We start from the raw sequence: 12,577 nt of genomic DNA on the forward strand, positions 1-12,577 counted from the left end.
CGGACCGGGGCGCGGGTACGGGCGGCGACATGGCCTTCGACCCACTCCAGGAGCGGGGTATCCCGCTGGACGAGCAGTTGCGGAACTGGCGCGAGCTGAACGTCACGCCCATCGACCCCGACCACGCCGATCCCTACACCAGGTGCCGGATCATCACGATGAACGGCATCGAGGTGGAGGCGATCACGTTCAGCCACCAGCTCGCCCGGCACTGCCCCGACCTGGAGATCAGGCAGCAGCTCGCCCGGGTGCGCTACATCGAGGCACAGCAGCAGAAGGCGGTCAACTGGCTGCTGCCGGGGGTGGCGTCGGTGCTGGAGACGACGATCGCCTACGAGCAGGCGGCCGTGGACCTGACGGCGTGGGTGGCCAGAATGGAGCCGGACCCGTACCTGAGGCAGGCCTACCAGTTCGGGCTGCTGGAGCACTTCGACCATCTCTACCGGTACGCGAACCTGTACGAGATGATCGAGCACCGCCCGGCCGGCAGGCTCGTCGGCCAGTTGACCGAGGTGATGCCGGGGCGGCCTTCGTACCTGCAGCATCGGGATGCGATGGACGACGTGCGGGCGCCGTACGACAAGAACGCGACGGAGCCGCTGTCCAAGCTGCACGCGCTCACCGTCCTGTCGGCGGAGCAGCAGACCATGAACTTCTACCTGAACGCCGGCCCCATGTACATGGAGCCCATCGCGCGCCAGCTCTACCAGGAGATCGCGCAGATCGAGGAAGAGCACGTCACCCACTACGAGTCGCTCGTGGACCCGGGCGAGAGCCCTTGGGAGCGGTTGCTCAACCACGAGTACAACGAGTGCTACCTGTACCACTCGTTCGTGGAGACCGAGTGCGATCCCAGGGTGCGGAACGTCTGGGAGCTGCATCTCAGCATGGAGCTGGAACATCTGCGGCTGGCGGCGGAGCTGTTCAGGCGGTTCGACGGGCGCGATCCCGACCAGGTGCTCGCTCCGGCGCTGCCGCCGCCGGTGACGTTCGAGCCGAACAAGGCGTACGTACGGGATCTGCTCGCCACCCAGATCGACTGCACCACCCTGGGCACCGGGTACGTGTGGGAGGCCCATGAGCGGTTCTCGAGGATGCGGGAGGTGGTCATGGGCGGCGAGAAGGCGCCGTCGGAGCAGGTCATCGACGACAACCGCACCGTCTCCGGCCAGGAGTACCGCCTGGAGACGGAAGGACCGCACCCGGCGGGGCTGCGACTCGGTCGCTAGAGTCTTGGGGCATGACAGTCGCCCTCGTGACCGGCGCGTCGCGCGGCCTCGGAGCCGTGATCGCGCGCAGGCTGGCAGCCGACGGCCTGGCCGTCGCCGTCAACTACCACTCCGAGGCCGCCGGCGCCGAGCAGGTGGTGGACGACATCCGCGCCGCGGGCGGGACCGCCGAGTCGTTCGCCGCCGATGTCACGGACGAGTCCGATGTGGCCGGCCTGGTGGCCGCCGTCACCGACCGGCTGGGGCCGGTGGAGGTGCTGGTGGCCAACGCGACGGGACCTCAGCCGTCCATCCCGTTCGAGGACCTCACCTGGGAGGCCCACCTCGACCAGCTCCGCTTCTTCGTCAAGAGCCCGACGCTGCTCGCGCAGGCGGTGCTGCCGGGCATGAAGGAACGGCGCGGCGGCCGCGTCATCCAGATCGGCTCCGACATCGTGGACCGCAAACTCCCCGGCATGTCCGCCTATGTCGCGGCCAAGGGCGCCCAGCACGCCCTGGCGCAGGTGCTGGCGCGGGAGCTGGGCCCGTACGGCGTCACGGTCAACGTCGTCGCCCCCGGCTGGATCCCGGTGGAGCGGCACACGGGCCTCGACGAGAGCGGCTATCTCGCGGAGATACCGCTGGGCCGCATGGGCACGCCGGAGGACGTGGCGGCCGCGGTGTCGTTCCTCGCCTCGGACGGGGGCGCGTTCGTCACCGGGGAGCGCATCACCGTCAACGGCGGCCACACGTGACCTGGGCGGGTGTAATCCAGTTTGGGGACTCGGCCGGGATTCGCTAGAGTTCTCTCGTCGCCCGGCGTGAGCGGGGCGAAGGCGGAAGTGGCTCAGTGGTAGAGCATCACCTTGCCAAGGTGAGGGTCGCGGGTTCGAATCCCGTCTTCCGCTCGGGGCTTCCGGCTCGGTGGCGTGGCCGAGAGGCGAGGCAGCGGCCTGCAAAGCCGTCCACACGGGTTCGAATCCCGTCGCCACCTCTGCAAGGACGATTAGCTCAGCGGGAGAGCGCTTCCCTGACACGGAAGAGGTCACTGGTTCAATCCCAGTATCGTCCACCAGGTTTCACCAGCTCAGAGGCTAGGCGCCAGCATCGGCAGAACCACACAGGCCAGCCGCAGTGGTGCAGCCGAAGGCACTTTGTCGGGTGATGCGATGGAAGAGGCGGATCGCGGCGACTTCGCAGAGCGCAGCCAACGGGCGAGGATCAAACGCGGAGCGAAGACCGTCGCAACCCGCGGTTCTCATGGGGTTGGTCCATCACCAATCCCAGTCATCTCCCCAGGGGCCGCCCCAGTTCCCCCACCACCGCCTACGGCGGCGGCAGCGACGACGACCCCAGCGGCGGCGTCTACAGCCCCCTCCTTGCTCGAAGCCATGAATTCCGGCCATCGTTCCTCCCCCCGATGATTGCTTCCTCAATTTCGACGTTAACCCCAAATCATGATGAACTAGGACATATTCTCCGATTTCGCAGAGATTTGACGGCGAATTCAATACGTAAAGGCCACCAACATGGTGCTCACCTGACCGTGGCCCGGTGCGATCGTGGCCGGGCTCGCGGCGTGCGGTCTGCCGCACTGACCGCCGCCGTGCTCGGGTACGTGCAGCTCGTTGCGGCCAAGGCTCCCCCGCTAGCTGGTGTCCAGGGCCGACGGAACCACCGCGCGCCGGGTGGCTTCGCGGTAGTCGCGTGGCGCCAGGCCGTACTTCTCGTGAAAGAGCCTGCCGAAGTACGACTGGCCGGAGAAACCGCAGCGCTGGGCAATCCTGCCGATGCCCTCCGTCGTCGTGGTCAGCAGCAGGGCGGCGTGCTCCAGCCTGCGCCTGGCGACGAACGCGATCGGGGTGCATCCGTAGTGCCTGCGCATGGAGCGAGCCAGATGTCCCGAGCTCACCGCGGCCATCGCGAGCAGCCTGGGCAGCCCTTCGCGCAGGTTCTCCTCGCGGCTCATCGCGACGCAGGCCGACACCAGCCAGCCGGGCCGCTCGTCCACCGGCGTGCCATCGGCGCCTTCCAGCAACGGGATGACCGTCGTCCAGAGCCTGACCAGATCGAGACCGCTGGGCACGCCGGAATAGGCCCCCAGCGCGCGGGCGAACTCCGCCGCGACCGGCCCGGCCGGATCGGCGCGCGCCAACAGCGGGAGGTCGCGCCGATCCCAGTCCACCGTGCCCGCCAGCCCGGCCAGATCGGCGAAGGCCCGCCAGCGCGCGCTCGCGAAGGCGATGTTGACGAAGCGCATCCCCTCATTCGCCGTGCTCGCGAACTCGTGCCGGTCGTGCGGCCGTACCAGGACCACGTCGCCCGCACGCAGGGGCATCTCCGTCTCGCCGACCCGCTGCACGCCCGCCCCCGCGGTCACGAAGACGAACTCGTGGAAATCCGCGTGACTGTGCGGCTCGGGCCGGTCACGACGACTGCCGGTCACCGGCACCAGAGCCGCGTGGTACGGCAGGCCCGCCGCGAAATCGACCCAGCGCAGAACAGTCGGCATGTCAGGAAATTAATAGCTATGGAGTGGCGAGTACTAGTAACTCACGGCGCGGAGCACGAAGAATCCGGATCGACGCCCATTCCCCGCCGGCCCCAAAGGAGCACATGGTGACCACGGAAGTCGACCGCACTCTCCAGGACTACGACCGCGACGGCTACACGATCTTCCCGAACGTCCTCGACCGCGAGCTGATCGGCGAAGCGAGCGACCACGTCGCATGGCTCCAGGCCAGGTACCCCGACCGGCTCGGCGAGGACCTGGGCACCGAGCTGGTCGCCGGGGATCCCTTCTGGGTCCGCCTGGTCAGCGACGAACGGCTGCTGGACATCGCCGAGCTCTTCGTCGGCCCGGACATCGCGCTGTTCGCCTCGCACTACATCAGCAAGCCGCCCTTCTCCGGCAAGCCGGTCCTGTGGCACCAGGACGGCGCGTTCTGGCCGCTGGAGCCGATGCGCGTCGTCACGCTCTGGCTGGCCGTCGACGAGGCCACACCGGAGAACGGCTGCCTGCGGGTGATCCCCGGGTCGCACCGGCAGGACCTGCACGAGCTGCGGCAGCGCGACGACATCGACAACGTGCTCGGCTCGGAGAGCGCGGTGACGGTGGACGAGTCGAAGGCCGTGGACCTGGTGCTGTCGCCCGGCGACGTGGAGGTGCACCACCCGAACATCCTGCACGGCTCCAGTGCCAACACCTCCCCCCGGCGCCGCTGCGGCCTGACCATCAGGTACATCCCGACCTCGACCCGGATCACGAGCGAGGAGCAACCGTTCGTCTCCGCGTTCCTGCTCCGAGGAGAGCGTGGTGTGAACGTCTACCAGCCGTTCCCCACCTACGTGCCGGGCGAGCACATGCCCTTCGCCGGCGCCGGGGCCTGACACAGGTCGCCCGGCAGTGGAGTGAGCGCTGCGCCAGGAGATCGCGGGCTACTGGCCGCAGTTCTCGCTCGGCAGCAGCCTCTCCGACCGCAACACCGTCGTCGTACGGGATCTGTCCGGCTTGCGACCCGGGCACCAGTGACCGGGCCCTTACCGGTTCTTCCGGAGGAAGGCGGTGAGCCGGTCCAGCGGCCAGGTGTTGATCACGTCGTCCGCCGTGAGCCAGCCCCGCTGGGCCGTGCCGATGCCGTAGCGGAGGTTGGCCAGGTGGCCGATCGCGTGGGCGTCGCTGTCCACGGCGAACCGAACTCCGTACGGCTGCGCCCGCCGGATGAGGTCGGCGGCCAGGTCGAGCCGGTCGGGGAAGGCGTTGATCTCCAGCGCGGTCCCCGAGCGCGCGCACGCCTGGAAGACCTGGTCCCAGTCCACGTCGATCGGCGGCCGGCGGCCGATCAGCCGGGCGCTGGGATGGCCGATGATGTTGACGTACGGGTTCCGCGCGGCGCGGACCAGCCGCCTGGTCATCTTGGCCCGCGGCAGGTCGAAGTGGGAGTGCACCGAGGCGACGCACAGGTCGAACCCGGCCAGCACGTCGGGCTGCCAGTCCACCTCGCCGTCGGGGTCGATGTTGAGCTCGACGCCGTGCAGCAGCCGCACCCCCGCCGTGCCGTCCAGCCGGCGCAGCCGCTCGCGTTGCGCGGTGGCCTTCTCCAGCGTCATCTGCTGCATGTACAGCTTGGGCCCGTGGTCGGTGACGGCGTAGTACGCGTACCCGCGCTCGGCCGCGGCGGCGGCCATGTCCTCGATCGTCGCGTGACCGTCGGTGAGGTCGGTGTGGGTGTGCAGGTCGCCGCGCACGTCGGCCTCGGTGACCAGTTCGGGCAGCTCGCCGGCCAGCGCGGCCTGGATCTCGCCGGTGTCCTCGCGCAGCGTCGGCGGGATCCACGGCAGGCCGAGCCGCCGGTAGACCTCCTCCTCGGTGGCGGAGACGATCTTCTCTTCGGTGACGGCGTCGAACAGGCCGTATTCCGACAGTTTGAGCTTGTGGTGCTGGGCGATCTCGCGGGTGCGGATGTTGTGCGCCTTGGCGCCGGTGAAGTACTGCATGGCCGCGCCCCACGCGTCCGGCGGCACCACCCGCAGGTCCACCTGCAGCCCCTGGCTGGTGCGGAGCGAGGTCTTCTTGTCACCGTGAACGACGACCTCGGTCACCTGAGGGAGGCGGGCGAAGGCGTCCATCAGTACCTTCGGCCGGTTGGAGGTGGCCAGGACGTCGATGTCGCCGATGGTGTCCTTCATGCGGCGCAGCGACCCGGCGTAACCGCATCTGCGGCAGCCCCGTACCGACTCGAGGGCTCCGACGATGTCTTCGGCCAGCGGCATGGCCACGCCCAGATGAACCCGCCCGCCGGCGTCCCGCAGCAGGGAGATGCCGTGCAGCAGGTTCTCCTCGGTCTTGGCGCCGAACCCCGGCAGGCCGTGCAGCGCACCGGCGACGATCGCCGACTCCAGGCTTTCCGGGGAGTCCACGCCCAGGCGCTCGTGCAGCGCCATCGCCCGTTTGGGACCCAGCGCCGGGATGCGGGTCAGCTCGCGGACTCCGGCGGGGATGCGGCCGCGCAGCTGCTCCAGTTGCGCCATGGTGCCGCAGCGCAGGTACTCGGCCACCTTGGCGGCGATCTTCGCACCCACGTTGGGAATCTGCTGCAGGTCACCGGCGTCATAGCCGGCGATGTCGTCTCCGTGGGCGCCTATGGAGCGGGCCGCCTTCTGGTAGACGCGGACCTTGAAATCCTCGTCACCGGTGATGGCGAGCAGGTCGGCGTACTCCTCCAGCACAGCGGCCACGTCGTCGTTGGTACGTGCCATCTCGCATCGCCGCCTCCCCTCCCGACTCCCCTATCCCGAAATCCCGGTAACTATCCAGTTCGAGGAGTTTGTCCGTTTTCATGGGCCTCGCCCGGTAAGGGGGAGATTGTGACGGGTATCAAGCAAGCCGGGGAGAAGAAGCTGATGCTCTTCTCCGGACGCGCGTATCCCGATCTCGCCCACGAGGTGGCCCGGGAACTGCGGACCGAGATCACTCCGACCGAGCTGCGTGATTTCGCCAGCGGCGAGATCTACGTCCGGGTCGCCGAGTCGGTCCGCGGCTCGGACGCGTTCGTGATCCAGTGTCACACCAGCCCCATCAACACCTGGATCATGGAGCAGCTCGTCATGGTGGACGCGCTCAAGCGCGCCTCCGCGCGGCGCATCACCGTCGTGGCGCCGTTCTTCGGCTACGCCCGCCAGGACAAGAAGCACCGCGGTCGTGAACCGATCTCCGCCCGGCTGATGGCCGATCTGTTCGCCACCGCCGGCGCCGACCGGATCATGACCGTCGATCTGCACACGGCGCAGATCCAGGGGTTCTTCGACGGCCCCGTGGACCACCTGCACGCCCTGCCGTTGCTCGCCGAGCACGTCACCCGGCACATGGGCACCAGACGGCTGACCGTGGTGGCGCCGGACGCCGGGCGGGTCCGCGTGGCGGAGCGGTGGACCGACCGGCTCGGTTGCCCGCTGGCGATCATCCACAAGCGCCGGGACACCGAGCGCCCCAACCAGGTGAGCGTGCACGAGGTGGTGGGCGATGTGGCCGGCCGTACCTGCGTGATCATCGACGACATGATCGACACCGGCAGCACCGTGGTCCGGGCGGCCGAGGCCCTCACCAGCCGCGGCGCCACTCAGGTCATCGCGGCCGCCACCCACGGGGTGTTCTCCGGCGACGCCGCCGAGCGGCTGGCGAAGGCCGACCTGGCCCAGCTGGTCATCACGAACACGCTGCCCATCCCGGCGTGCTTCCCCTCCGGCAAGCTGATCGTGCTCTCCATCGCGCCGCTGCTGGCCCGGGCGATCGGCGAGGTGTTCCGCGAAGGCTCGGTGACCAGCCTGTTCGAGGGCGAGAGCTGAGCATGAGTGTCGGCCTGGTCGAGGAGACGCCCTACCGGTGGCGGATCGAGCGGCAGGGAGCCATGCGCGTGCCCGGCGTGGTCTTCGCGTCCCGGGCGTTGCTGCCCGATCTGTCGGAGGAACAGGCGCTGGGCCAGGTGGTCAACGTGGCCACCCTGCCGGGCATCGTCGAGGCCTCCTACGCCATGCCGGACATGCACTGGGGGTACGGGTTCCCGATCGGCGGCGTGGCGGCGACCGACGTCGACCACGACGGTGTGGTCTCGCCAGGCGGCGTGGGCTTCGACATCTCCTGCGGCGTCCGGCTGCTGCTGGCCGATTTGCACATCGACCGGTTGCGGCCGCGCCTGACCGCGCTGATGGACGCCCTGGACGTCACGATTCCCCGGGGCATGCGCCACGGCGCGGTGTGGCGGCTGCGCCGGCCCGCCGAGCTGGAGGAGATCCTCACCGGTGGGGTGCGCTACGCGGTGGCGCAGGGCCACGGGCGGGACGGCGACCTGGACCACTGCGAGGATCGGGGGGCCGTCGCCGACGCCGATCCGGCCGCGGTCAGCGCGCGGGCCCGGCAACGTGGGCTGGAGCAGGTCGGCAGCCTCGGCTCCGGCAACCACTTCCTGGAGGTGGAGACGGTCGCCGAGGTGTACGACGAGCCGATCGCGCGCAGCTACGGGCTGTGGCCGGGCCGGGTCTGCGTCATGATCCACACCGGATCGCGCGGGCTCGGGCACCAGATCTGCACCGACTTCGTCCGCACCATGCAGGCCGCCATGCACCGGTACGGCATCAGCGTCCCGGACAAGCAGCTGGCCTGCGCGCCGGTCTCCTCGCCCGAGGGGCAGGCGTACCTGGCGGCGATGGCGGCCGCCGCCAACTATGGCCGGACAAACAGGCAGCTGCTCGCCGAAGCCACCCGCCGCGCCTTCGAACGCGTCACCGGCGACGGCGAGCTGGCCCTCCTCTACGACGTGTCGCACAATCTGGCCAAGCTCGAGACGCACCGGTCCAGCCGGCTCTGCGTGCACCGCAAGGGCGCGACCCTGGCGCTGCCGCCCGGCCACCCGGACCTGCCCGACGACCTGCGGCCGGTGGGTCAGCCGGTGCTGGTCCCCGGGTCGATGGGCGTCGGCTCGTACGTCCTGGCCGGGGTGCCCGACGGGCCGGCGTTCGCCTCCGCCTGTCACGGGGCGGGCCGCCGGCTGAGCCGGCATCAGGCGGCCAGGACCACCAAGGCGGCGCGGCTGCGGGCCGAGCTGGAGGCGGCCGGCATCGCCGTCCGCGGCGCCTCCGCCCGCGGGCTGACCGAGGAGACACCCTGCGCCTACAAGGACCTGGACGCGGTGGTGGACGCGTGCGCGCACGCCGGGCTGGCACGCATCGTGGCCAGGCTGACCCCGGTCGGGGTGGTCAAGGGGTAGGGCTACACGTCCACGACGACGTGCGCCCGCCAGGCGCCTTCCATCCGCCGGAACCGCAGCCCGTGCAGGGAGACCGCCTTCGGCATCGCGCCCACCTGGCGGGCCCGCTCGACCCCTACGGTGGCCATCCGGACCTCCACCTGCCCCCTGGTGGCGCCCGTCCGCTCGTCGACCGACACGTCCACCGGCACCCGGCCGTACACCTCCACCTGGTAGATCACCTCGTCCAGCACCGAGACGAGCAGCTCCTCGTCGGACTCCTCGCCCAGGGCCACCGTGACGCAGTCGTCGGGCACCGCTTCGCCGACGTCGGCGAAGCTCTCCACCAGCGCCTGGACCGCCTCCGCCAGACACTCCTCCCGGCTGTCCGCCCACGCCTCCACCGCGATGTCGGCGGTGTGCGGCAGCACCCGGTGCCCCCTGCTCCCCACCAGTCCTGCCTTTCACGGGATCGGTTCCGTGCACCTCGCCTACCCGCCGCCCGCCGGGCAAACGTAGGCGCTCACCTCCCGGCCACTTCAGGGTCACCGCAGTGCGGGACGGCCCCCTGAGGGCAGAGGCAGGGGCGTGGCGAAACCGACCCGTACATTCCTGCTCGTGGCCGCGGGCATCACGCTGCTCGTCTCGGGCCTGTGCGCCCTTCCGCCCGTGGGCGGGTTCCTGCTGGGCCGGGCGCTCGCAGGGGTGCTCGTCTTCCCCGCCCTGGGCCAGGGGCAGGCGGTGGGCACGGCGGCGACGCTGGCGGCGTTCTCCGTGGCGCTGTCGGGCGGGGCCTATGTCGTGTTCAGGTGGTCGGGGTTCGGCGGGTCACGGGTCGGGTTGCTCGTCTGCTGGGGGCTCGCGGGAGGTCCCGCCGGGGTGCTCGCCGTCCTGATGTGGGCGCGGCTGCAGGGCTCGCCCTTCCAGGAGCACGCCAGGTACGCCGCCTCGTGGGGGATGGCGACGGCCCTGCTCGCCGCGCTGCTGGCGCTGGCCGTGACCCGCGCGCTGCCTGCCACCCCCCGGAAGAAGGGCACGCGGTCGTTCCACCCCCGCACCTGGGTGCTGCCCGGTCTGGCGGCCGGGTGGGCGGTGCTGTGGAGCGTGTTCCTCAGGGATCAGCCGTTGCTCGCCTGGTTACCCCTGTCGCTGGGCTACTTCGACCAGGTGGCCGTGGTGCTCGCCACCATCGCGGTCACCTCGCTGGAGGGGGTGTTGCGGCGGCGGTTGCCCGTGGAGGGGCGGCCCGGGCGGGCGTTCGCGCTGGCGTGGATCTCGTTGTCCGCGGCCCCGGTCGTCTACTCGGCCGTGGTGGCGATCGACCGCGGGATGCGGGAGTTGCTCCTGGCCGAGCCGCGGGGCCTGGCGTGGGTGGCGGAGTACCTGCGGGACATCGGGGCGGTGCTGGTGGCCGAGCCCGCGCAGGTGGCGGTGCCGCCGTTGCTGCTGGCGCTGGTGGCCACCGGGTTGCAGCAGGTCGTCCCGGGGAGGGAGCGCTCTCCCAGCACGCCCGATCCGGTCAGGACCGACCGGCGGTGGGGCCTGCTGGTGGCGGGGGCGGCGGTCGCGCTGACGTACTTCTGCCTGGCCGCCACGTCGCGGTTCCCCGTGCTGACGCGGCGGACGTTCGACGCGGAGACGCCCGTGATGGCGCGCGCGCTCGCACTCCTCGCGCCGCCCGATCCGGTGCTGGGCCGGACCGTCGTGGTGTGGTTATGGGCGGTGGCGGCGGTGTTCGGGGTGGCGGCGGCGGTGCTGGTCTACGTCGCGGTGCGCGGGCAGCTCGTCCGGGTCTTACCGGCGACGTCCTATCTGGTGCTGGTGGCGGCGCTGGCGCTGGCCGCCGCGCTGGCCTGGAACGTCGGCGGCGTGATCGCCTACGCGCTGACCGGAGAGCGGTTGCTGGGGAGCTCGCCCGCGGAGGAGGCGGCGGCGTTCACCGCGTTCGTGGTGCCGGTGTTCGCGGCGTTGTTGTTCATCGTGCATTCGCAGGTCGGGGTGACCAGGTTCGCGCGCATCGTGGAGCTGGAGGGCGAGGAGAAGTGGGGGAAGCTGGCCGAGCGGTACCGGGCCTGGAAGGAGCAGGTGAAGCCGTACATTCCGGGCTGGCGGGAGCGCGGGGTGATCGCGGCGCGGGCGGCGGCGGGAGCGCTGGTGCTGGCCGTGGTGGCGGGGGCGCTGCACGGGTTCGGCCTCGGGGGGCCGGGTGGTGAACTCTTCCGCGCGCTGCCGGCCCTGTCGGTCGCGCTGCCGGCGCTGGAGAACCTGGCGGTCGCCCTCTACGTCGTGCTCCTGGCCGGGCTGGTCTTCCTCGCCTTCATGAAGGTGAACGTCAAAGAGCGCCGCCTGTCCGCCTGGCTGACCCTGTGGGGGTTGTCCGTGGTGGCCGGCGGGCTGGCGGCGCTGGGGCCCTCGGGGTTGCAGATGGGGTTGGTCGCCGGGCCCTTCGTGGTGGCGGGGGTGGTGGTGGCGGTGCGGCGGAAGGTGCTCCTGTACGGGGGTGTGGTGCTGGTGCTCATGGCGGCGGCGCCGCTCGTACGGGGGGCGCCGGCGCGGGAGCAGGTCGTGCTCAGCCCGGCCACCTGGCGGGAGACGCGACCGCGGCTGACCATCGACGTGTCCTATCCGCGGGCCGAGGACGGCGACGTGACGCGGATCAACGCGGCACTGATGGCGCCGGTCCGGAAGGTCGTCGAGGACACGCTGCGGGACCTGCGCGCGAACCAGAACGCCACCGCCCACGTACGCGGCACCTACGTCGTGGTGCGCAACGACACCGAGGTGATCTCGGTGCGCTACCAGCTGGCGGACGAGGCCGGGCGCGCGGTCAACTACGACCGGGTCGCGGGCAGGACGCTCACCGCGCGCGACATCTTCGTCCCCGATGCCTTCTCCGCAGCGGGCCGGCGGCGGCTGGCCGACGCGCTGCGGCCTCTCATGCCGCGCGACCAGAACCCGCGGACCGTGACCGTGGACAACGAACTCCTGCTGGTCAACCTGGGCGTGAAGGCCGTGGAGTTCACCTTCGGCCGGGGTTACTTCTGCGCCGGCTGCGAACCGTTCACCGTACGGGTGCCGTCGGAACGGCTGGCCGGGCTGCTGGTCAATGAGCGCTTCTAGGGCGACGATCACCGCATGGACGCCAAGGAAATCGCCGACCGACTCGAGATCTCCGACCTGCTGGCCCGGTACACCCACGCCATCGACTCCGGCCGGTGGGAGCTGCTCGACGAGGTGTTCACCGAGGACGCGACGATCGACTACAGCTCCTCGGGCGGCATCAGGGGCACCCGGGACGAGGCCAAGACCTGGCTGGCCGACGTCCTCTCGCACTGGCCGGGACGGTTACACCTGATCGGGGCCGCCACGATCGACTTCCACGACGGCGAGGCCAGCGTACGCGCGCCCTTCACCGACACGCTCGCCCCGACCAGGCAGATGGTCGCGGCGGGCACCGAGGGGTTCCTGCACGGCGGGGGCTGGTACCACCACCGCCTGCGGCGCACCCCGGACGGCTGGCGCAGCACGGAGCTGGTGGAGGAGCAGAGCTGGCGCACGGCCCGCTGACCAGCGGGCGGGTACGGACTTAATACGTTTGTGGCAGATCGCTGAGGGCAGCGCGAATGC

Annotated in this window: 10 protein-coding genes and 3 tRNA genes; 10 read left to right on the plus strand and 3 right to left on the minus strand. The window is 70.7% G+C overall.

Features of this window, described 5'->3' with window-relative positions; all coding sequences use genetic code 11:
- Window positions 1-29: 29 nt before the first annotated feature.
- The 5 genes from ACFLIM_RS37680 (at window position 30) to ACFLIM_RS37700 (ending at window position 2,283) form a co-directional block, all read left to right on the plus strand.
- Window positions 30-1,229: a hypothetical protein gene (locus ACFLIM_RS37680; protein ID WP_393173229.1), complete on the plus strand. Its 1,200-nt coding sequence runs from the start codon at window positions 30-32 to the stop codon at window positions 1,227-1,229.
- A gap of 11 nt (window positions 1,230-1,240) precedes the next feature.
- Window positions 1,241-1,963: an SDR family NAD(P)-dependent oxidoreductase gene (locus ACFLIM_RS37685; protein ID WP_393173231.1), complete on the plus strand. Its 723-nt coding sequence runs from the start codon at window positions 1,241-1,243 to the stop codon at window positions 1,961-1,963.
- A gap of 81 nt (window positions 1,964-2,044) precedes the next feature.
- Window positions 2,045-2,116 (plus strand) — tRNA-Gly (locus tag ACFLIM_RS37690).
- A gap of 15 nt (window positions 2,117-2,131) precedes the next feature.
- A tRNA-Cys gene (locus ACFLIM_RS37695) sits at window positions 2,132-2,202 on the plus strand.
- Window positions 2,203-2,208: 6 nt separating this feature from the next.
- Window positions 2,209-2,283, plus strand: a tRNA-Val gene (locus ACFLIM_RS37700).
- A 573-nt stretch (window positions 2,284-2,856) separates the two neighbouring features.
- Here the strand turns inward: ACFLIM_RS37700 and ACFLIM_RS37705 are convergent.
- A complete protein-coding gene (locus tag ACFLIM_RS37705; protein WP_393173233.1) occupies window positions 2,857-3,720 on the minus strand; it encodes a helix-turn-helix transcriptional regulator in 864 nt (287 codons plus the stop codon).
- Window positions 3,721-3,824: 104 nt separating this feature from the next.
- Here ACFLIM_RS37705 and ACFLIM_RS37710 point away from each other — a divergent pair, with 104 nt between their 5' ends.
- The gene (locus ACFLIM_RS37710; protein ID WP_393173235.1) at window positions 3,825-4,598 is read left to right on the plus strand and encodes a phytanoyl-CoA dioxygenase family protein; all 774 of its coding nucleotides are present in this window, start codon (window positions 3,825-3,827) and stop codon (window positions 4,596-4,598) included.
- 150 nt (window positions 4,599-4,748) lie between these two features.
- Here ACFLIM_RS37710 and polX read toward each other — a convergent pair whose 3' ends face one another.
- Window positions 4,749-6,467 carry a DNA polymerase/3'-5' exonuclease PolX gene (gene polX, locus ACFLIM_RS37715; protein ID WP_393173237.1) on the minus strand — a complete coding sequence of 573 codons (1,719 nt, stop codon included), beginning with the start codon at window positions 6,465-6,467 and terminating at the stop codon, window positions 4,749-4,751.
- Between the two features lie 108 nt (window positions 6,468-6,575).
- On the opposite strand from polX, the gene ACFLIM_RS37720 reads away from it, so the two are divergent.
- Both ACFLIM_RS37720 and ACFLIM_RS37725 read left to right on the plus strand, forming a co-directional pair.
- The gene (locus ACFLIM_RS37720; protein ID WP_393173239.1) at window positions 6,576-7,553 is read left to right on the plus strand and encodes a ribose-phosphate diphosphokinase; all 978 of its coding nucleotides are present in this window, start codon (window positions 6,576-6,578) and stop codon (window positions 7,551-7,553) included.
- A 2-nt stretch (window positions 7,554-7,555) separates the two neighbouring features.
- The gene (locus tag ACFLIM_RS37725) at window positions 7,556-8,971 is read left to right on the plus strand and encodes an RtcB family protein (protein ID WP_393173241.1); all 1,416 of its coding nucleotides are present in this window, start codon (window positions 7,556-7,558) and stop codon (window positions 8,969-8,971) included.
- Window positions 8,972-8,973: 2 nt separating this feature from the next.
- Here ACFLIM_RS37725 and ACFLIM_RS37730 read toward each other — a convergent pair whose 3' ends face one another.
- Window positions 8,974-9,402 carry an archease gene (locus ACFLIM_RS37730; RefSeq protein ID WP_393173243.1) on the minus strand — a complete coding sequence of 143 codons (429 nt, stop codon included), beginning with the start codon at window positions 9,400-9,402 and terminating at the stop codon, window positions 8,974-8,976.
- Between the two features lie 136 nt (window positions 9,403-9,538).
- On the opposite strand from ACFLIM_RS37730, the gene ACFLIM_RS37735 reads away from it, so the two are divergent.
- Both ACFLIM_RS37735 and ACFLIM_RS37740 read left to right on the plus strand, forming a co-directional pair.
- Window positions 9,539-12,070, plus strand: a complete 2,532-nt coding sequence (locus ACFLIM_RS37735) for a hypothetical protein (RefSeq protein WP_393173245.1) — start codon at window positions 9,539-9,541, stop codon at window positions 12,068-12,070.
- A 15-nt stretch (window positions 12,071-12,085) separates the two neighbouring features.
- Entirely contained in the window at window positions 12,086-12,517 is a 432-nt protein-coding gene (locus ACFLIM_RS37740; RefSeq protein WP_393173247.1) for a nuclear transport factor 2 family protein, read from the plus strand.
- The last annotated feature ends 60 nt before the right edge of the window (window positions 12,518-12,577 follow it).

It is taken from the genome of Nonomuraea marmarensis (assembly GCF_043197025.1).
Lineage (GTDB): Bacteria > Actinomycetota > Actinomycetes > Streptosporangiales > Streptosporangiaceae > Nonomuraea > Nonomuraea marmarensis.

Bases quoted from the DNA above. Each gene is read 5' to 3' on its own strand.
- ACFLIM_RS37725 (WP_393173241.1), top strand. From the start codon at position 7,556: ATGAGTGTCGGCCTGGTCGAGGAGACGCCCTACCGGTGGCGGATCGAG.
- ACFLIM_RS37685 (WP_393173231.1), top strand. From the start codon at position 1,241: ATGACAGTCGCCCTCGTGACCGGCGCGTCGCGCGGCCTCGGAGCCGTG.
- ACFLIM_RS37740 (WP_393173247.1), top strand. From the start codon at position 12,086: ATGGACGCCAAGGAAATCGCCGACCGACTCGAGATCTCCGACCTGCTG.
- ACFLIM_RS37680 (WP_393173229.1), top strand. From the start codon at position 30: ATGGCCTTCGACCCACTCCAGGAGCGGGGTATCCCGCTGGACGAGCAG.
- ACFLIM_RS37710 (WP_393173235.1), top strand. From the start codon at position 3,825: ATGGTGACCACGGAAGTCGACCGCACTCTCCAGGACTACGACCGCGAC.
- ACFLIM_RS37705 (WP_393173233.1), bottom strand. From the start codon at position 3,720: ATGCCGACTGTTCTGCGCTGGGTCGATTTCGCGGCGGGCCTGCCGTAC.
- polX (WP_393173237.1), bottom strand. From the start codon at position 6,467: ATGGCACGTACCAACGACGACGTGGCCGCTGTGCTGGAGGAGTACGCC.